The organism is Spirosoma koreense (genome assembly GCF_054777875.1).
Genome location: NZ_BAAHAC010000007.1, coordinates 1 through 18,856 on the forward strand (window position 1 = coordinate 1; position 18,856 = coordinate 18,856).

19 protein-coding genes are annotated in these 18,856 nt (G+C 39.2%); 8 read left to right on the forward strand and 11 right to left on the reverse strand.

All coding sequences use genetic code 11. The features are described from left to right. Positions 1-174 precede the first annotated feature (174 nt). On the reverse strand, positions 175-357 hold the full coding sequence (locus ACYVC2_RS10580) for a hypothetical protein (RefSeq protein WP_461102349.1): 183 nt from the start codon (positions 355-357) through the stop codon (positions 175-177). 207 nt (positions 358-564) lie between these two features. Continuing rightward, the gene (locus tag ACYVC2_RS10585; RefSeq protein ID WP_461102351.1) at positions 565-1,083 is read right to left on the reverse strand and encodes a dihydrofolate reductase family protein; all 519 of its coding nucleotides are present in this window, start codon (positions 1,081-1,083) and stop codon (positions 565-567) included. Positions 1,084-1,497: 414 nt separating this feature from the next. Between ACYVC2_RS10585 and ACYVC2_RS10590 the strand changes: the two genes are divergently transcribed. Next, positions 1,498-1,740 carry a TraR/DksA family transcriptional regulator gene (locus ACYVC2_RS10590; RefSeq protein ID WP_461102353.1) on the forward strand — a complete coding sequence of 81 codons (243 nt, stop codon included), beginning with the start codon at positions 1,498-1,500 and terminating at the stop codon, positions 1,738-1,740. A gap of 9 nt (positions 1,741-1,749) precedes the next feature. Here ACYVC2_RS10590 and ACYVC2_RS10595 read toward each other — a convergent pair whose 3' ends face one another. Genes ACYVC2_RS10595 through ACYVC2_RS10610 form a run of 4 tightly spaced genes read right to left on the reverse strand, consistent with a single transcriptional unit; the run spans position 1,750 to position 3,761 of the window. Continuing rightward, complete coding sequence (locus tag ACYVC2_RS10595; RefSeq protein ID WP_461102355.1) at positions 1,750-2,490, reverse strand: recombinase family protein; 741 nt, start codon at positions 2,488-2,490, stop codon at positions 1,750-1,752. Between the two features lie 41 nt (positions 2,491-2,531). Beyond that, positions 2,532-3,008 (reverse strand): hypothetical protein, encoded by a 477-nt coding sequence (locus ACYVC2_RS10600; RefSeq protein ID WP_461102357.1) that lies wholly within the window; start codon positions 3,006-3,008, stop codon positions 2,532-2,534. Between the two features lie 2 nt (positions 3,009-3,010). After that, entirely contained in the window at positions 3,011-3,403 is a 393-nt protein-coding gene (locus tag ACYVC2_RS10605) for a hypothetical protein (protein WP_461102359.1), read from the reverse strand. A 4-nt stretch (positions 3,404-3,407) separates the two neighbouring features. Then, positions 3,408-3,761, reverse strand: coding sequence for a hypothetical protein (locus ACYVC2_RS10610; protein ID WP_461102361.1), 354 nt, complete (start codon positions 3,759-3,761; stop codon positions 3,408-3,410). Positions 3,762-4,848: 1,087 nt separating this feature from the next. Between ACYVC2_RS10610 and ACYVC2_RS10615 the strand changes: the two genes are divergently transcribed. After that, positions 4,849-5,808: a hypothetical protein gene (locus ACYVC2_RS10615; protein WP_461102363.1), complete on the forward strand. Its 960-nt coding sequence runs from the start codon at positions 4,849-4,851 to the stop codon at positions 5,806-5,808. 318 nt (positions 5,809-6,126) lie between these two features. Here the strand turns inward: ACYVC2_RS10615 and ACYVC2_RS10620 are convergent, their stop codons facing one another. Together ACYVC2_RS10620 and ACYVC2_RS10625 are read right to left on the reverse strand one after the other, a co-directional pair. Further along, on the reverse strand, positions 6,127-7,332 hold the full coding sequence (locus ACYVC2_RS10620; protein WP_461102365.1) for a PD-(D/E)XK nuclease domain-containing protein: 1,206 nt from the start codon (positions 7,330-7,332) through the stop codon (positions 6,127-6,129). Continuing rightward, positions 7,329-9,623, reverse strand: coding sequence for an argonaute/piwi family protein (locus tag ACYVC2_RS10625; protein ID WP_461102366.1), 2,295 nt, complete (start codon positions 9,621-9,623; stop codon positions 7,329-7,331). The genes ACYVC2_RS10620 and ACYVC2_RS10625 overlap by 4 nt, the downstream gene beginning before the upstream one ends. Positions 9,624-9,854: 231 nt before the next feature. On the opposite strand from ACYVC2_RS10625, the gene ACYVC2_RS10630 reads away from it, so the two are divergent. The 4 genes from ACYVC2_RS10630 to ACYVC2_RS10645 all read left to right on the forward strand — a co-directional run bounded on the left by ACYVC2_RS10630 (position 9,855) and on the right by ACYVC2_RS10645 (position 12,627). Beyond that, entirely contained in the window at positions 9,855-10,805 is a 951-nt protein-coding gene (locus ACYVC2_RS10630; RefSeq protein ID WP_461102368.1) for a tetratricopeptide repeat protein, read from the forward strand. Next, on the forward strand, positions 10,768-11,865 hold the full coding sequence (locus tag ACYVC2_RS10635; protein ID WP_461102371.1) for a hypothetical protein: 1,098 nt from the start codon (positions 10,768-10,770) through the stop codon (positions 11,863-11,865). Before ACYVC2_RS10630 ends, ACYVC2_RS10635 begins: the two co-directional genes overlap by 38 nt. Before the next feature lie 179 nt (positions 11,866-12,044). Next, positions 12,045-12,200: a hypothetical protein gene (locus ACYVC2_RS10640; protein ID WP_190893622.1), complete on the forward strand. Its 156-nt coding sequence runs from the start codon at positions 12,045-12,047 to the stop codon at positions 12,198-12,200. Then, positions 12,133-12,627: a DUF6169 family protein gene (locus tag ACYVC2_RS10645; protein WP_461102373.1), complete on the forward strand. Its 495-nt coding sequence runs from the start codon at positions 12,133-12,135 to the stop codon at positions 12,625-12,627. Before ACYVC2_RS10640 ends, ACYVC2_RS10645 begins: the two co-directional genes overlap by 68 nt. Positions 12,628-12,999: 372 nt before the next feature. Here ACYVC2_RS10645 and ACYVC2_RS10650 read toward each other — a convergent pair whose 3' ends face one another. The 3 genes from ACYVC2_RS10650 to ACYVC2_RS10660 are packed head-to-tail and all read right to left on the reverse strand — an operon-like array spanning position 13,000 to position 16,428. Beyond that, on the reverse strand, positions 13,000-14,073 hold the full coding sequence (locus ACYVC2_RS10650) for an HNH endonuclease family protein (protein ID WP_461102375.1): 1,074 nt from the start codon (positions 14,071-14,073) through the stop codon (positions 13,000-13,002). Then, complete coding sequence (locus ACYVC2_RS10655; RefSeq protein ID WP_461102376.1) at positions 14,066-15,778, reverse strand: AAA family ATPase; 1,713 nt, start codon at positions 15,776-15,778, stop codon at positions 14,066-14,068. The genes ACYVC2_RS10650 and ACYVC2_RS10655 overlap by 8 nt, the downstream gene beginning before the upstream one ends. Positions 15,779-15,831: 53 nt before the next feature. Continuing rightward, on the reverse strand, positions 15,832-16,428 hold the full coding sequence (locus ACYVC2_RS10660) for a S16 family serine protease (protein WP_461102448.1): 597 nt from the start codon (positions 16,426-16,428) through the stop codon (positions 15,832-15,834). A gap of 662 nt (positions 16,429-17,090) precedes the next feature. Here ACYVC2_RS10660 and ACYVC2_RS10665 point away from each other — a divergent pair. Together ACYVC2_RS10665 and ACYVC2_RS10670 are read left to right on the forward strand one after the other, a co-directional pair. Further along, positions 17,091-17,777 carry a hypothetical protein gene (locus ACYVC2_RS10665; protein WP_461102378.1) on the forward strand — a complete coding sequence of 229 codons (687 nt, stop codon included), beginning with the start codon at positions 17,091-17,093 and terminating at the stop codon, positions 17,775-17,777. A gap of 182 nt (positions 17,778-17,959) precedes the next feature. Continuing rightward, entirely contained in the window at positions 17,960-18,748 is a 789-nt protein-coding gene (locus ACYVC2_RS10670; protein WP_461102380.1) for a hypothetical protein, read from the forward strand. Positions 18,749-18,856: the final 108 nt, after the last annotated feature.

Here is an 18,856-nt window from a genome sequence, read left to right on the forward strand (position 1 = left end):
CAACAAACTCATTCATCGTATTTGTGCCGTGGTGAAACGAGGAGAAAAATATAACTATTCTTTTTCTTCCCCTTTGTTAATGACATAGAAATCGGACGGTCGGCGAACTGGCGATAGGTAATTCGGGAGCGAACCTTGGCCGGTTTAGCTTCTGCCCGTCGACGCGGTCAACTCTTAGGCCGTCGCAAAGGTCTGTCGTAAGCGGCTGAGCAGAAAGCCCGCATTGGTGAAAGCCTCTACAACGAAGCCAAGTACTCCGTGGAGCAGATCGCCCGTGAGTTGCATATTTTTAAACCACCCTGTATTAATACCTCCGCCAGCGAGGAGTCGAAATTGAAGCTGCAGTTTAAATCTCATTCGTTAAAACTTAAACAAGAAGTATTTTCAGTCATTTAACATTTTTTTAAACGGAGGTCTGTTAATTGTTACGTCAAATGTTTTTCACATTTATTAAACGACCCTTTAATTGAAGTTACGCTTATGGCGGCTAGAAGAACACAGATACAGGTAATACGACGGCTAAGCGTTCCGTCATTGTTTCAGGTAGTGTAGGGCCACAACGCCCTATTTGAAAACGATTGTATCAACTAACCTCAAATCAAGGTTTTTCTGAAGGCTCCCCCCTTCGATTAGTTGTCTTCCTCTCCCCACCAGTACCGGGTGGACAACCAGATGAAATTCATCAATCAGGCCTGCTGGCAGCAATTCCGGCAGCAGGCTGACACTGTCTACGGAAATTTTTTTACCCTGTTGTCGCTTCAGCTTCAGCAGCTCCTGGGCCGGATTGCTCCGGACAATACGTGTATTTTCCTCCACCTGGTCTAGGGTTCGTGACATCACCACTCGATCGATCGCCGTCAGTTTTTGGGCGAAGCGATTTTCATCGGATGTACCGGATTGGTGTTTGGCCACATCGGCCCAAAAGGGAAACATCAGCTGATACATAATCCGGCCGAAAAAGAGCAGATCCACCTCGTCCAGCAGGCTGGTGAAATACTCGTGCACCTCTTCACTAGGATTGAACAGCGTGTGGTCGCAACAGCCATCCAGGCTGATATTCATACTAAAAGATACCGTTCTCATGTAGTTCGCTAGTCAGTTACTGTTTGCACAAAGGTAAACTCGACGAGCTGCGTTTATCAGGGTCAATCGCGACAATATGAGGGCGTTGTTAGGACCATTTCCCCAATCGATAGACATCTTAATCTAATCAGGAAACGGTATATGGATTGTAAAATGGCAGGGATGCTTGTATCGTTCAGCACATTCAAAACACCAAGCATTTTACGGTTGAAACGCTCTATTAGTAGCATAATTTCGTTGCTTATAAGGGAATTGAAAGCACTATTCGGGCCCACTTAAATAGGCACTTTTTCAAGAGTTAATATGCTCTCATTCAAATAGTTACTTACCTAAAATACTTTGTGGAATTACGAAAAATTTGGCACTATTAGGCTAGATTTAGGGTTCTATTACTAGCGACTAGATACTCATTATATGTACTGTATTAAATGTGGCAATTTAATTCCTGAAGCGCGTCTGAAAGCGCTGCCAACGGCTAAAACCTGTGTACATTGTTCAGCGGCTCAGCGAGTAGCCGGCTTCCCCTTGATTACCGGTAAAACGGAATATTCTGCTCTACAGATCGTATCACAAGCTGATGCCCAACAGTTGCATAAAATGGGAGCCCGACGAGGCACAGGAGCCTCTACTTATATGAAGCGCGAGAAGCGGAACTAGCATCTGCTGTTAGTTTTGCTCTTGTTCGATCCTACTGTCGGCTAACTCAACATCGAGTTGGCCGTTTTTATTGGACTCAATTCGTTTAACAAGCCGCTGAACCTGCATCTTATGAAAATTCGAACCACGAGGTGTTCTGAAGCCAGCTAGGTTCAGTTGTTCAGCAATTTGTTCGTAGGTCTTACCCGTTGAGCGAAGCATACTGATCAGGGCTGATGCCCGACGACTGTTTTCATTTTCTTCCGCTATTTCTCTGGAGAGTTGAGCCCCTCTTAACCCAGCATCCGCTTTTTTAGGGTTGGGGCCGCCCCTCCGCCATTCGCCAAGCCGAACCCGTCGAGCTTCGACAGCCTGTTGAGTACGGATGCTGATCAGGACCCGCTCCCGGTCGGCGATGGCCATAAATAGCGTTAGCGTGAATTTATCCAGATTCGGGATATCACAACTTTCCAGACGCTCGCCTAATTCCTTGTAGATATGAAGTGCATTTTCGGTATTGCGGCTTAGTCGGTCAATTTTGGCCACGACTAAGGTAGCCCGCTCCTTTTTGCAAAGTGCAATCGCTTTTTGGAGTTCCGGCCGTTTATGAATGGTTTTTCCACTCCGAATGTCCGTGAACTCAGCGAGTATGGTCTTGTCTTTATAAAAGTGATTGATATAAGCACGTTGAGCCTCGAGTCCTAAGCCCGATTCCCCCTGCTTTTTGGTCGATACCCGGAAATAAAGCACGTATTGTTCTTCTGTTTTCATAAGCTTTTCCCTACCAGCCGATTCCACTATACCATCTTGAGCTATTGATTAAGCCTTCCGGGGGCGTTTGATCGATGGAAGGCATAATCTTCAGCGCTGAGGTGGAGACGTAGGTATTCATCCATCCCGATGTCGTGACGTTCCAGTACGTACCGGCGAAAGGGAAAGCTCCGTTTCGCTTTGTCAAGTCCGCCTGCTTTTTCGGCCCTACGCAGTCCATCATGAGGTAAGCCTTCTAAATATTCCTCAAAGTAGATCTGAAGTAATTCCCTGGCTGAGCGGCTTTCGGCTTGAGGAGCGAGTTGCCGCTCTAACCACTCTTCTAAATCTTCGCTAGAAGCGATCGGCTCTAATTCAGCGGGTTGATCAAAAACGGGTAAGTCCTTTACCTTATTATAATAGCAATAGGTGGCATTACCAATTCGAAACATCTGAGCCATATACTCCCGCTGTCCTTCTGGTAGGGAGGCTAACACCTCGGCTTGCTGCAAGTTGTATTTTTCGATCGGGTGACGCATGGCTATTGGAGGGGTGGCATTTTAAATTTTGACGAATCTTCATAAATGATATCCTTATCGACGAACATACCCCCGGCGGGACACTTGGCTACCCGGTAAATCTGGCTAAAGGGGATATGGATACGTTCTGGTAAGGTGCCCTTTTCCGGGCTGAAAAATGTATCCAGTAAAATCCCTTCCGGGTCAAAATCAAACTGAGAAGCTGAATCCGCGTGGACGTAGATCGGACACATATACCGCCTGATGTGGAGCCGGGCGCTGTCCACAAAATCAATGTAATTTGCCGACACCATGTAATGTGCATGAGGGTCGGCGACATCGCTGACCATTTGGTTGAGAATGGTCAATAACGAAAGGTCAACGGAATTAAGAGATGCAGTGGGATCTGTGGGCATGGGTTTAGGATTCTGGTTCAACAAATCGAGTGATCCGTTCATTATATAAGTCAAGGGCGGCATCGCTGGCGTCCTGAGCGGCTATATCCAGTCGGAGCCATTTGGCCCTCTCGCCCACCGCTTCTACTTTGGTTTCAAAGGTCAGTTCTGTTTGTACCCATTCAGAGGATCGGCCGAGTGTTTTCGCCTGCTGCATAACAGCATTAAAAATAGCCGTCGTCCGATTGGGATCATCTGTTACCAAATTTAGCCCGGCAATTGTATTCACAAAATCGGTATAAGCTAAACGCCCAGGTGGCAAATCGCCCCGAAACCAGCTATAGGCTAACCGACGTACCACCTCACTCTCCGCTTCCATTCTCTATCATTGTCGTTAAGTTTACCTGCTAAATATAGTCAATTTCGGGTTTGTAACAAAGCCATAACGTCCGTCATGGCTTTGTTACGAAAGGTATTTATTATTTACAAGTTGGCTGCCAAATTGGCATGCAATAGCATCCGAAGCTTCAGGGCATTTAAATTTATCCTATTGGAATAAGTTTCATTCAAATGGCTATTCCAAAACAAATATTTGTAACCTAAAAACTTTTATTTGTTACTTAATGTAAATGTGTTTAGGTAGGATTCAGTAAAGAATCAACTATAGTCTATAGATTAGACTACTCTTAAATATATTTTGATTGATGTTGGTAGCAAAACCTATCAAAATGTATGTTTGTAATCCTAGAATTCAGTAGTATTATTTATTTCCTACTTTAACTACTTACTGCAACTTAGTCAATGACAATTAGGTAATTTTTAATGTAAATATTTACATTTTAAATAAATGTTTATAAATTTAATTTTACCTTGCTTTTTACAAAAAAATGAATAAACAATTCTATCTAAAGCGGTGAGTTTATAATGAGCATGTAACATTTTCATTCTTAACTTTTAAATTGTGTTTTTTTGAAAACTCACAATTAAAGGAAAAGATAATTCGACTGTAAATAATTGCTGTCCTAAACAATGATTTCAAATCAATATAATTAACCCCTAAAAAATTCATTCAAAATGTGGGATAAATTAATTTCAAAGTATGCCTCTATTTGGATTTGGTCCATACTTTTCGGATTAAATGCAACAATTAATTTCTCCTTAGTCGAGACGGCTTATGAAAGGGACTATGGGTCTTTAATAATAATAATAATAATAATTGTCATACTATGTTTCTCAGTTGTTCTAAATACGTGGTTTAAGTTACTTCGATTTTTTATTGATACAATTGTCCCCCTCTTTTTTGAAACGCTTAGTGAAGAGGAAGAGATTGTATTAAAAAAGAATAATAGTAAGCATCTTATTTTTGCCTTTCGATCAATAATTTATAGTTCAGCTTTATTAATTGCTATAGGAATAGCCAAAGGTATTATATTAAATATTAGATATTTTTATTAATGATAAATAAGATGTATTTCTCTGGAAAGATAAAAAATATATCTTTTTCCATAATTTTATTAATGTCATTTTCATGCAAAGAAAATGATACGGTTTATTTCATTGATAATAATAAATTTGTTACAAATAAATATAAAAATATATTGGCATTTGATCTGGGATCGGATGATCGATTAGTCTCAGCTGTAATTATTTCCAACAAAACAAAATCTCAAAGAAATACATTAATCTTACCATTCGAAATTAAAAATTCAGAAAAACAATCAAAACTTTTTAATTCATGGTCAGTACATCTAGGTAGTACAATCATTGATTACTCTCTACCTTTACATAACGGCGATGAAAGGTATATAATAAACATTTCTCCACGCTGGAGTTCTTCTTTAGACGAAACAAACAGTATTTATTGGCAGTCTCTACCAGCTACCAACAGATTTATCTATAAGCATTATAGAAACCCTGATTCTAGCTTAATTTCATCAATAAGTAAACAAGTGGAATCAATAGATGCGATCGCAATTTCACTTCCTGAAGAAGCTAAAGTATTTGAAGAACGAAATTTATCCAAGGAAATTATAAAACCAGATTTTGAACAAAATGAAATTAGATTTTTTGAGATTAATACAATAAAAGCAAATAATAGTGAACTCAAAATAGAATACACTTTAAAGCCCCCTCTATTAAGTAATGAGACTATAAAAGATCTTATAAAATTCCTTGCTACTATAGCTTTTCCATTAATTATTATTTTCTTGAACAAAGCAAAAGTACCTGTTAATGAGGATGAGAAGAGGAAGAGAAGGATTTTAAAATATGCCTTTTTATCAATTGAGGTATTAATTCTAATTATAGTTGGAATTCTTGGGTACTTGAGTTGGCGGCAAGGAAAAGGCATACCAATTCTCGACATCACAAGTATTTTTACTGGTTCTTTATTACAATACTTTGTAACAAAAACCGAATCTAAGTAAAAGTGCTATTGGCCAATTGGCTCCCCTAAATACAATAATGATGGCACTAGCTTCATAATAATTTAAATTACTATTTTTTAATATCTTTCAACAGAACTTAAATTTAATTATTTGCAATTTGAAAGACTATATACAAAAACAACGCGAATCTATAATAACTAATTCTGTAAGTATTGACGAAAAAAAATAGAGAAGACACGTTAAACAAAGCATATCTCGATGAATTTCGCCTTAAACAATCAGATCCATCTGGCCCCATTTATGATATTATTTTAAATTTAATAACACTTCTTGCAAATAATTTAACTTAATAAGATTTCAGGACATTATTCCAGGTTTGGGTATAATAACTGATCCAGCAACATGATCCAACTGATTTATACCTCTTTTCAAAACATCATATTCGTGAGTTCTTCGAGAATCGTCCCAAATAAAAATGAGTAATTGATTATATCGAGATTTATACTCACTATCATTTCCAAAGTATAAACTATTGTCAGCAGCTACTTCCTCAATTATATCGGCAAACCTGGCCGTTTTTCGTACAAATTTCACTTCTAAAATTAACTGCATTGAGGGTATCCCTAGATCGGCACGGGCATTCTTCTGACCAATTGGCTCGAAATAAAACTCGTCAACTAAATCTGGGAAAATAGGTGCTAGTAATACGTACAGAAGATTCTGTACATGATATTCATTTTGAATATCCCATTTTTGAAGGGTACTTGTAGTTGTTCTTGGCTTGTCTTCCCAGGTCCAACGCCGAAATCCAGCAGGAATCCTTTCTAAAAGACTGATTAATTGAGTAATCGTCGGTTGATTAAGAGATATAGATGGAACAGATTCTAGCAGAAATTGTAATGCCTTTAGCAGGAGGCCTGCTTGGCATGGATCCAATTCATCATTTTCTACAACATCTTTATATATATTTACTAAAAGTCCCTCATTATCAGCCTCTTGAAGAATTTGATTAATTCCGCTTTGGCTTAAAGCAATCCGAACAGCTGAAGCGTTACCAGCAACAGAAAGAGAAATGGGGCTATTCGAATCTAGTATTCTAAGGGCACTGTAAGCTATACACCGTTGCCAGAGTGCTAAACCTTTACACGTTTCTTGAACAAAACTCAACATCCATTCTGCCACCTCTTTTTGAATAGCTCCTCCAACCAATTTAGCCCCAACAGCGATGCCTAACAAGGCAATAACATCTGTTGCAAATGGAGCTCGGGATGCGCCCATAACGGTGACTGATCGTCCTACTAGTCGTCGGAGTCCACTGACTAAATTTTGTTGATGCTCAGAATATATTGTCGAATCTATTTGTGCTAATAAGCCAAGCTGAGCGACATGCCTATAATCCATAATAGATAGGTCTGTGGGCAACTTCGCATTAGTTAAGGTATTTTCTTCCAAAGAAATCCACGCTATAAATGCAGCCTCTAAGCTATAATCATCTATTTGCTTAATCGTATTAATTAATGTCCGACTAGCATCACTTAATAATGGATTAACAGTAGAGTTCATAAAAACCAGCGAGTCGTTCCTATTCGATTTAAAATAGCATCGGAAGTCCAGTAAGGCACTCCTGAAAGTTGCCCAAGCATTTGAGCCACTAACTGAGAATAGAAAACAGTTACGGGCATCGGAGCTGGTTGAAAGCTTCGCCAAGAATGGGCCGCGAAATTCACCACTTGCTTAGCCAAATAGGTTAAGTCTTTGAATGTTGAATCTCTATGTAACACTAATTGCACTGGTGTTGGCAAACCATCAGTAGCCTGTTTCAGCTCAGTTCCACCTGTGAGCGAAACAAGCATAATCCGTTTTGTTAACTGAACGTATTGCCCTCTATCGGGTGCTAATCGCCCTTTGTTATAGAAGCCAACCCCATTTTTTTTATTCGTATCAAATAATAGATAAGGATGGTCTTGCGCTACATGTACGAATGCGAATTCGACTTGATAATCACCTAATTCGCTCATTACTTTTTTAACCGCTTCAGCTTCAGCCTTTTTGAACTCCTTAAAGGCATGAAATATTAAACGAACTGTGTCCCTTGGCTGCCAGTTCAGGTCGTGTTTGACACTTGCCATTGTAGTACGCAGACTATCTAATAGCGTAGCAAAATATTCCTCTTCTGGGACCGCAGAGGAGACATTAGAGACGAAATAATTTCCATCTCCAGTAAACACAGTTGTTACTCCAATCATTCTCTCTCCACCCCCGAAGCGTCCTTCTTTGATCGTTGCCGAACCAATACCGAATACAACTTCGTGAGCTATAGGTCGATCCGCTTTTAACAACCAAGGGACACCATTTAATTTGGCATAAGTCGCTAAACTCATATTGTTCAACGTCCAGACTACTTTCTTATCTGGTAAAGCAAGCGCTTCAAGGGTAAATTCTTGAACAGGTATTTGCTGACCGATTAATCGGGCTTTAGTAGTTAAGTAGGGGTTATTATTATCAGAACGGTCACGGAATGTCCGATCTATCTGAACCAGTGCCAAATTCCATGGATCTTGGTTCGTTAAACCCTGAGCCTTTATTGCATCACTTGTGGCTCGATTATATGATTCAACAGAATCATCGATTGTTGTAAAAAATTCGATATGGCATCCTGTCAAATAATACTTCGCTTTTAGGCCAGTATACTCAAAAGATTTACCCTGCGCATATTCCACTGGAGGAATGCCATCTAGGAATTTTCGCAGAACTTGTTCGACTTGACCTTTTTTTGAAGCTTGGCATATAACGCAAATCCTTGGTTTTGAAGGTGAAAAACCTTCTCTTGAATAGGGCCCGTATTTTTGTAATCCTATGTCATTCAATTGGCTAACTTTTTGGCCACCAAACGCATATACGAACGTTGGTTTTTCAGCCATACCGATAATTGGTAAGTTTATCTCGTCAACTTTTTCTGTTAAAAAGCTGCCAATTTTGAATGGAATTCCACCTACCAATTCTAAGGAAAGCTTTTGAAAGGATTTTAATGCACTGGCAAGCCTATTTAGTTTTTCAGGGCCTGTATGAAAAGCGGCTGCTCTTTTTTCAAGTTCAGTTAAAATATGCGTTGATTGTGTACCATACAGATGTTTTATACAATGTGTTAAGACATCCTCCCTAGGCTCTAAAAATAATTTTGATGCCTGTAAAGGGGTATCTTCTCCTGGTCTTAAATCATCTAACTGTAATAAATCACCATCTTCAATACCAATAACTTTACCTACGGTTGCAAATCTGGGCTTTACGTCTGGATTACGACTACTGTTTGCCCGACCGACGTAGAAACCAGTCAAGGGTACACCATACTGAAGTAATTGGGCACAGTTATAGGAAATTCTGGGCGCAGTACTAACATTGATACTTAATGCCACAAACGGGTTTTCACCCGTTGGGTTTTGAATTCGAAATTCGATCTCCCAACGGGCAAAGACACTTAAGCCTTTCAACAAAGAAGTGTTAGGCGGCAAACAGTCAGCTATTAAATTCCTGGTGTTTACTAAATAGCTTATTGGCCGAGTAGATGTTATCCAACAAGAACGCTCTTGTAAACGTTGGTACATCGCTTTGGTCGCTAAGGCTGCTACCAAGTCTAGATTTTCGGATAAAACAAGAGAGCTTTTCCTACCACCCACTGAACTGGTATTTTTTTGGATCGGTATAACCCTTATACGATCGGCAGTTCGTTGGATAAGATGCGTATTACGATGCTGATTTAGTAACTGCTCAAATCGGTCATCTGAATACCTGAATTCTTCTATTTCAATGCTACCATCTTCAAACAGAATAGGAGCCACGTTTAATACTACAGCCATTAATTACCTATTTTGTTGCTAAAGTACAATTACTGAGTTGACAGCAAAAAAATTCTTTACCTTGTATAGAAAGGTGGACTGAGAGGGGTTTTACCGTCATATGAATTTGGAAAATAGCCAATATATCCGCATTAATCGCCGTATTCCTCTATTTGTCATGCATGAACCTTAGTTAAGTCAGAGTGAGATTTTGCTTTTATTGATAAGCTCGCCTGACACCTTGAGCATTGTTTGATGAAACACTATATACCCCATTTGATCCCGGAGAAACACCGGGTATTGCCGGATTATTTCCAGCAGCAAAACCAACCCGAAACCGCTCCAGTCACTGACCCAGTTGATTTTATGTGGTGGGCGGTGGCTGCTGTGTCAGCGCTAGCTGCTCTATTCGTTTGGTCTTACCATACTGGGTTTGGCTTTTCTCTACTTCTCCTCGCTTTCTTTGCTTCTCCCTGGGGGCGGCACCGGATTGAAAATTGGCTCCGGTTTTATTTCACCCCTATTTTAAAAACGGGAGTTTTGGGACTGCTCGTTATTTCCTGTGTTGTAACCAGTCAACAATACCGTGAGCAAATAGCGCAGGCTGCTGAAGCCTCCCGACTAGCAGCGATTGCCAAACAGAAGGCAGAACAGGAAGCGAATCATCGAGCCATGCTTCGCTTAGATAGCTTGCGAACCTATATAACAAAAGGGGACGGGCAGTTGAAAAAAGGTGCTTATGCTACATCAATTGGGTTTTACAAAAAAGCTGTACGGCTTACTTCAGAAGTTAATGCAACAGAACGTCAGCATATCTGGGCTGGTTTAGCCGAAAGTTATTTTCGAACGAAGCAGCACCAATTGGCCGTTCAACAATATGATGCCTTGATGGCAGATGGTTCAGCTGACCCAGAATACCATTATAAACGAGCACTCTGCTACCAAAAGTTAGGCCGTAAACGTGAAGCGATTGCCGATTTATATGAAGCTTCCGAAGCCGGTTATAAACCTGCTACCAAATTATACGACCAGTTGAATCCACTCCTTAGAAAACTGCTCTATTATCAGACGGTTTGTTGCGACGGCTCAGATAGTCCATCTAATGCGAAGGGAAGTGGTGCTTGCTCGCATCACGGGGGCGTCTGTAACTGGAATAAACCAATTTATGAAACCTACCGTAAGTACGATGGCAACGGTCTTTGAAATGCGTCCATTGGAGCCGCAAAGTTTTATGCAGCGACTCTTAAATCAGCACCCGATCGAAAACGCGGTCATTGAGCTCAATAATGTGCTGGCATCGAGCGCTATCCGTTCTATACCCGTTTCGGAGATTGATCGGATTGAACGGAAGTACGGCTTGTCATTGTCGAAGCAGTTTGGATTGAATTTGGAAGAGTTTTATGCGGTTTATCTCAATTACGCTTTGGCCGATCGGCGCTTGTCAGAAGAAGAAGTGGCCGATTTAATTCACTTACGAATGCTGTTGCAATTGTCAAATCAAACCATTGAACAACTGCATGCCCGAGTCGGAGCCGGTATTTACCAACAGAGTTTTGAAGAAGTAATTCAGGATGGCATCATCTCCGCCGAAGAACGGTATTTTCTAACCCAATTGGAGCAAACGCTTTCCTTACCGTCTGATTTAGCGAATCAGATCTCAGTAGAAGTGCGTAGCAATTACTTTGCTCGTTTAACTGAAGAATACAGTGCCGATGCTCGGATTACACCTGAAGAAGAGCGCCAGTTACAGCAGATTGGTAAGAGTCTTGGCATAAAACCGGATCAGACGACGAAGCGTACCTTAGATCGATATAAGCTTTATTGGGTACTTGAAAACGTTGGTTTACCGATTATTGAGATAAGCTTACCCCTTCAAAAACAAGAGCATTGCCATTGGCACTCCGAAGATGTCCAATGGTTCGAAGAAAGAGCAACGGTTCGTCGAACCAGCTACGACGATCACTATGTTCACGATAAAGTGTTGGAGGAAATTGATTTACGAGCGAACTCGCCTGCTCACCAAACCAGGTTTAAGCTGTTGAAGCGAATAGACACGGGACAACTCTTCTTGACCAACAAGCGAATAATCTTCGTTGGTCGGCTCAAAACAACTTCAATTAAATTTAATACCGTCGGCCGAGTAAGAGCGTACAAGCAGGGGCTTGAGATCGGCAAGTTAACCGGTAAGACCCCTCTACTATTGCTGAAACATAATGCGGATGTAGCCGCTATTATCTGTCAACGGTTGATCAGAGCCGCTTAAATTTGTCTTTACTTATATATGATTCGATAAGGTGGATCATTGCCATCGATCAGCCCGTAAAGTATGATCAACTAAATACGCAAATTTTGCGTTTCTTTGCTGGGCGGCTACAATACAATCAATCACTGTATTTACAGAATTTGAAGTGCCTGTAGACTACGTAACTAGAAAGAATCGCTATGGCAACGAAAACAAAACGTCTTGTCGATCTAGCTCAGAAGCTGATGCAAGACAAAAAGCAGTTAGCCGAATATTATCAGAGTGGTGATGAGTCTAGAAAACCGGCCAGCATCAAGTTCGTCAAACCTTTCTCCTTACCTACTAAGCGAGACTGATAGCGGCTTTGCCTTTACGACCGAAAGAGGCACCAGGTACCGCTTAGACTTTAGCTCTGATTCCGACTATCTGCCTGAGACTTCTTTTGCAGATTCGGTCTTCTCCTTCTCACTACTACCCGTTTCTGGCTCCTTTGATCGAAAAGATCCACGGATTGAGCCAACGCTTATTCAAGCCTTACATGTATTCTTTGAGACTAACTCAAAGGCTGTCCTCCTCTACATATGTAGCACCGAAAATGATCAGGAGCGGATCAGAAGCCGCCTATTTAGTCAATGGTTTTCAAAGCACAAGGACGGCTTTGAGAAATACGATTTCAATTACCCCAAACAACGTTTATATATGTCGGCTATCGTTCGGCAGGATCTACCGGAAAGATGGCGCGTCGAACTAATGATTTTGCGGGCAATAGAAGAGAATAAATAAAGGTCGGTCGCTCTACCGAATCGTACATAAGGCAACGCGGTTAGTCCCATGATGCTCGAACTTAACGACGTAAAAGCCGATTAGATAATTGCGAAGGGTTAATAATTGGTCTACTTGCCGGACAGCCAGAAGGCTAAGCTGGGAACGGACTGCTTCCACCATGTATCAATTCAGAGAAGTGATACATGGTGGGTAAAACGTAACTTATTGATCCGTGAATTAGTCTGTAAAGAAGAAAGTCGCCTTCTTTACAGACTAATTCACGGATCAATAATCAGTTCAGCATTGTCTTTGTAAAGCTGATCAATTCTCATCGCTTTGAATAAATCCTGCTGACACAGTTAAGCGAGCACGCCCTATTCTATAGTTTCGTTATTGTAAATTTAAAATATTATTAATATCGACTTGTTTTAACAAATCCCTATTTAATTTCCCTAAACGGTGCTTTAATATAGCTTTTTTTTCTACAGGGATCCCTCCATTCAATGAAAAGATAGCTTCTTTAAAACATGCTTCACCTTCAGTTCCAATATTATGCTTATAATTAAGGAAATACTCGATTAGTTTTTGAGCTTGACCTAAGTGGACACTATATCTAGCTTCTAAATTTAAGTCGCTCAATGTGGTGTCTAATGGTTTTAAATTCAAATTTTTTATCTCAGTTATATCAATTGAATCTCCAAGCAATGATGTTAGAGAAACTTTGAAAGTATAGAAATCGTCGAAAGACTCGTGATATGGATGTATTTGTGTTTCTATTGTGAAAGGCTTATCGCCTTTATCAGTCGAATTACATGAATGACACGAAGGGATTAAATTAAAAAAAGATGTAGCAAAATATGGATGTCTAGATTTAGGATAAAAATGATCCAAATCTAGATAAGCCTTATACTTTGTTTCCTGGGTTGAGTTACTATTTAATTTTATTATATTTAACTGGTTATCATTACAGTAAGGACAATAAATAGAGTCAAAGCCAATACGTGAAAACAGCTTTTTGCAGTATTCAGAGCTTCGGAATGATGCATAATCAAATATCTTTTCTGAGAGTAGTTTACCGAATGAGGTTTGCTGATAGTTTCCAGGTACTCCTGTGTAAAGGTCATTTGGCTGAATTATATTATACAAATCAGTAATAATTGAAGAGAAATTAGTAGGCCTAGAAATTATAATTTGCTTTAGCTTATTCGCACTATTGGCGAGTAAATAATCAAAAAACTGTTTTTGCCTAGCTGCAAAAACAGTATCCTCATTGGCATATACCTTTACATACTCTGCCTCACTTGTCTCTTTTGAGTATTTTCTGCATTTCTCAATAAGAGAAATTTTCTTATATGCTTTGCCAGTGGCTAATTTTGGATTAAGTGAATTCCATAGTTCTTCTGCGAGTGAATCAAGAAAACCATCTGGATCCACTATTGCCAAATGCTCTTGAATTTTAATCATTACCCAATAATTTTTTTATCCTGTACTGAATAATTTCGTCGCCAACTAGCTTTGCTAAACGGATTAACTCTTGTTTCTCTTCTTTTGAGACATTTTTATCTTCAGCCTTATTTATTAAATATTTAATCTTTTTGTAGGCAAAATCACTTGTTCTTTTTTGTCCGAGAAAAAAGGGTTCTGAATATAACTCGTATAAGTTCCCTCCAAAGGTTTTTGTCTTTAAATCTATCGCATCAATTGAGGAACCTACCGCATCTTTGTCAAGTATCGTAATGTTCTGATTAGGTAGATCAGAAAGTAAGAAAGGAGAATGAGATGTCAATACCAATTGAATATCACCTGGATAGATCTTAGGTAGAACAGTAATTAATTTATTAAAAAATTCAGTTTGCCATAAAGGATGCAAATAAAGGTCTCCTTCATCAATACAAATTAATAAATTATATGATCTGGTAAATCTTATTTCTTGATAAATAGATGAAAAAAGATTTAAATAGGCTTTATGACCTGAGCTAATTCCAATCCAATTTATTTCGAAAAAATTGGATTGCCCAAATAAAAAAACAAAGTCATTTATGAATTCTTTTGAATCTCTTGATTTGTACATGATTGAAAAGAACTCTACTTCTTTACTTCTACTTCCTTCTACGTTGTAAACTATTTCTACATCTTTTAGTGAGTTTTTGATTTCTTTCAAGAAACTTAATTGTTTTAATATTTTTTCTCTTATATCATAAAATTCTTTTTGACCACTCTTTTTTACATCTTTATTTAACTGATCAGTAATAAAAAAAACTATGTTTTCTTGTATAAAATCAATTAAACTTTCAGCTATATATTCAGTTTTTAAATTTAATAATGAGGGAATTATTTTCTCTAACAACTTTTCAATATGTTCCAAATTTTTATCATTTGCATTTCTTGCTTTACGATATACGCTTTCTATCATATCTAAAAAATAACCATATCGAATCAAATGGATAAACTTACTTTCAGCTTTAACTTCACGCAGTCTTTCTCTAAATACTTTTTTTAGATCTATAATATTGTTTGATTTACTGTGAATATACCTTCCTGCAGACGTATTAAATCGCGAACTCCATACCTTACTAGTTAGTTGAACTTGGGTTGGTAAGTCAATATTTAAGTTTAAAAAAGCTTTAGAATTGACAAATTTGATCTGTTTCTCAAAGTCACTAACCCATTTTTCTCTATAAAATAAGTTTCTTGAAGACAACTTATTTACAGAAATATCAGCGACCTCTTTGTTAAATTCGATTTTTCTGCCATCAAATACATTAGAAAAGTAAACGACTTTTAATGGATTGACTGAGCCTGTGTATTCTTCTATTCGAATTCTAGAATCTGTATGTGGATTCTCCCTATTTGAAAATGAACAATAACAAACTAATGAGTATTCTATTTCTGCAATTATAAAAAAATCTGATTGCATTGTCGTTTTTGATCCTTTCAAAATTTTACATAGTAATTCGACAGCATTACTTTTACCTGCTCCATTTTTTCCAATTATACCAATTACGTCAATGATACGTTCGCCAAAAAAGTCATTTGGTAGTATATTTTCTTTCTTTAAACTTATAAAGTTCTCTTCAACACTATAATTAAATTTATACTCGCTAGATAGATTAAAGCCAAAATTCTTGAAGTTTCTGAAACTCTCGACCCAGATGTAACAAATTTTCATATTTTTTTTATTGAAATATATGTAAAACAATATTGCTTATTAACGTTGTTCCTTTACTCCATCAAAACCGCCATTTGCATCAACATTTGGCTATTGGAATAAAAGGGCATGTCTGTTATGCCTAACACTGAATGCAGGACGGTAACTAACTCTGTTAAATTATACATGGGCACAATTTCGGTTTTTGCACCATTTTCAGAGAGTATGCTGATTTTGTCGGAAAAGTTAATGACGCGTTCAATGGCTCCTCCTATAGATAAGTTGCCAAGTACGGCTAGTCCTAGTTTCAGGTTTCGCCTATAGATAGCGGAAATAATGGCTATGTAAACCGCTCCGCTAACACCTGAGCCGATATTGGCCCCCAGCAGGTTCGAGATCTGGATGTTCATGTCAAAGTTCGACAGACTATGTTGTTCATTGAGAATATTCTTCTCGTTGGCTTTTATGTACTGATACGTATTTCGGATGTTCTTCTTTATAAGGGCGCTCGTCGTACCCGATATGTTTAGATTACCCGACCCTTGTATGACCACCACTATGATGCGTACTAGGGAAAAGTGATCACCTTCGCTAGTGCAAGTGTAGCACAGGCCTGGTGACAGGGGTGTGCCCTCGATCAAATGGGAGCCTTTTTTCTCCGGTGGACCCACAAACGTTTCTTCATGCGTGGCTTTGTCGATAAAGAGAAGTTGGTATCTACAATATGAATAGAGCAACTATTAAAGAGCAATTGAAAGAGAGGGTCGACGGCCGTAAACTGAAGACTATTAGCCGTTTTTTAGCCTCCTCTGATAGCCTCGTAGCACCAATACCTGCCAATAACAGTTGTTTTACCTTGTCGGATTGAAACTGGTTGAACGTTTGGTTAACTACGCTCAAGTACCTTTTGAACGAGGCTTCTGTGCGTTCGTTAAACGAAACTGAACCTGAGCTCAACCAATCCGGTCTCCTGTAAAAGTCTTCAAACCCTCCCAAGATATTGATATTGCTTTTTATCGCACCTTTATTCAGCATTACATTTTAATCTAAAAAGATCGTTCCCAATTCATACGTTTGGTTGTTCACTGTAGTTAAGTGGAAATCCAAAAACGTCCCAAAAAAATAGGGTAATTACCCTTGAACAGTCAGATAGCTAATTTGACAAAACTACTATATTCGGTCGACCTTATAGCTAGTCACTTTGATGGTGCCGAATCACTCAAAGCGTATCTGTCTGATCAACAGAAGCCTGAGTATACAGTGTTGTGTCTGTTTATTGATTAGGCGTACCCATTATAAAAAATACTAACTCTATACCTATAAACCACCCTAAATGACCTCATTAGATGAGTGCCTACGCAACTGCCAGGAGCCAACCATATGGGAAGTAGGAAACCAGACATTATATGATCTATGCGCCAAATACCCAACGCATACCGAACCAAGCCAAATTGTAGCGAAGACTTGGCTGATTGGACGGACTTACTCCGTAGCCCTAGAACGGCGCAGGGGAGCAAGGGAATCAAATGAAGTGTATTACCGGGAAAAGATCCCGCAAGTTTTTATGAGTTCTCTGCTTGATGAGTGGCTGTTACAACTTTCTGTAGATGAGGATCTAACATCTGAGCTAATACGATTAGATGATGTATTACAAGTCCACACTTACTTGGTTGCTTATCTAAAAGATAATTTAGGTATTATTAGAGGAAATGACGGCTTGAACCGAACGTCTTTCTGTTCAAAATACCTGCATTTTCATCGACCACGATTGTTCCCAATTTATGATGTCCGAGCGGTGCAAGGGTTAAGCATTTTGTTAAAAGGCCACCCCCAATTAAAAAACCTTCGTATAACAACTCCCTATAGAGCTAAATATGCCCGTTTCTGCGAAACTATCCTGGCGGTTATCAAGGTATTAAATCTACAGCTTAACAAACCGCTAACTTTACGACAGGTTGATAACCTACTGTTACAGTTGGCGCAGGATAGTAAATCCAATAACAAATCGTCTATGAAATAAAATTATTACCGGACCCATTAAACAATCAATGATACGATTTAAATAAGCTAGAAGTTATAAATAATCAACCGTTTAAAATATTTTGTCACAATTATAGACAACTTTCTAAAGGAAAAATATATATTACCTCTACGTAACTATTTGTTCAATAGGAAGTATTTTTTATTAATCACCACACCACAATGGGGCACGAGCGCATAGGCCGATTACCAGGCACAAAGAAATGGCGCAACATCGTGGATGAATTAACCGAATTCTCTCCGAAGAATAATAATGTAGCGTCTATTGCAGACAAAACTACGCGAAACGTAGCGGGTCAACTGGAGCGCATGAACAAAGACAAAGGCGTAATTGCGTCATTTTCTTATCTGCTCACGCTGCTACATGCGTCTAAGCAACGAGACCCCCACGCCTTTTTACAACAGAACGGCATTACTCTTTCGTCATCATTCTCTCTATTGGAGTTAGCGCGCTCTATCAAGCAGTTCAATCGTGCCAACTGCGACAACACAGAGTATGCGACTATAGCCTCTCAAGCTCTAATCGACACAGTTAGCACTTGGACCAAGCAAGAGCAGCAACAAACCAGTTTGTTTTTTGGTGAAGCCTCCGATCCGTTCGAGCCATGGCGACGAGCAGCCGACGCAGGTGGTTTTAGTGAAATATCTCGCATCTATTTTTCTAAGTTCATCGGGCGCTACCTGAAATACTTTCTGGAACGTGAAGCTTCTGCCTCGTTCAAAAATTTATTTGACCAGAGTAATTTCACCCAACGACTTGACTCCCATTTAGATGAAATTTCTAAAAGCGCCTTTGAGACTACTAAGGTAACCCAACAATTTGCATCTGGTTGGTATAATAAGAATGCCGCTAAACAGTTCCCGGATTCGGACAACATACAAGGCTTTGTTGGGTACGCTTTGAAAAAGTTGAAAAATAATCTCGTGTTCAATCTAGATGCAGAAGACTGATACACGGCATATTATTCTTTGCGACGGTGTGGCCATGCCAGACTCGTTGGCGGGTACCTTACCGGAACACAGGATTACGCACTTAGTAAACAGAGAAGGGTTACCCAA

Coding starts and splice junctions, on each gene's coding strand:
- ACYVC2_RS10605 (WP_461102359.1), bottom strand. CDS start 3,403: ATGCCCACAGATCCCACTGCATCTCTTAATTCCGTTGACCTTTCGTTA.
- ACYVC2_RS10655 (WP_461102376.1), bottom strand. CDS start 15,778: ATGAAAATTTGTTACATCTGGGTCGAGAGTTTCAGAAACTTCAAGAAT.
- ACYVC2_RS10665 (WP_461102378.1), top strand. CDS start 17,091: ATGACCTCATTAGATGAGTGCCTACGCAACTGCCAGGAGCCAACCATA.
- ACYVC2_RS10625 (WP_461102366.1), bottom strand. CDS start 9,623: ATGGCTGTAGTATTAAACGTGGCTCCTATTCTGTTTGAAGATGGTAGC.
- ACYVC2_RS10580 (WP_461102349.1), bottom strand. CDS start 357: ATGAGATTTAAACTGCAGCTTCAATTTCGACTCCTCGCTGGCGGAGGT.
- ACYVC2_RS10640 (WP_190893622.1), top strand. CDS start 12,045: ATGGCAACGAAAACAAAACGTCTTGTCGATCTAGCTCAGAAGCTGATG.
- ACYVC2_RS10600 (WP_461102357.1), bottom strand. CDS start 3,008: ATGCGTCACCCGATCGAAAAATACAACTTGCAGCAAGCCGAGGTGTTA.
- ACYVC2_RS10620 (WP_461102365.1), bottom strand. CDS start 7,332: ATGAACTCTACTGTTAATCCATTATTAAGTGATGCTAGTCGGACATTA.
- ACYVC2_RS10585 (WP_461102351.1), bottom strand. CDS start 1,083: ATGAGAACGGTATCTTTTAGTATGAATATCAGCCTGGATGGCTGTTGC.
- ACYVC2_RS10610 (WP_461102361.1), bottom strand. CDS start 3,761: ATGGAAGCGGAGAGTGAGGTGGTACGTCGGTTAGCCTATAGCTGGTTT.
- ACYVC2_RS10635 (WP_461102371.1), top strand. CDS start 10,768: ATGAAACCTACCGTAAGTACGATGGCAACGGTCTTTGAAATGCGTCCA.
- ACYVC2_RS10615 (WP_461102363.1), top strand. CDS start 4,849: ATGTATTTCTCTGGAAAGATAAAAAATATATCTTTTTCCATAATTTTA.
- ACYVC2_RS10670 (WP_461102380.1), top strand. CDS start 17,960: ATGGGGCACGAGCGCATAGGCCGATTACCAGGCACAAAGAAATGGCGC.
- ACYVC2_RS10650 (WP_461102375.1), bottom strand. CDS start 14,073: ATGATTAAAATTCAAGAGCATTTGGCAATAGTGGATCCAGATGGTTTT.
- ACYVC2_RS10590 (WP_461102353.1), top strand. CDS start 1,498: ATGTACTGTATTAAATGTGGCAATTTAATTCCTGAAGCGCGTCTGAAA.
- ACYVC2_RS10645 (WP_461102373.1), top strand. CDS start 12,133: ATGAGTCTAGAAAACCGGCCAGCATCAAGTTCGTCAAACCTTTCTCCT.
- ACYVC2_RS10595 (WP_461102355.1), bottom strand. CDS start 2,490: ATGAAAACAGAAGAACAATACGTGCTTTATTTCCGGGTATCGACCAAA.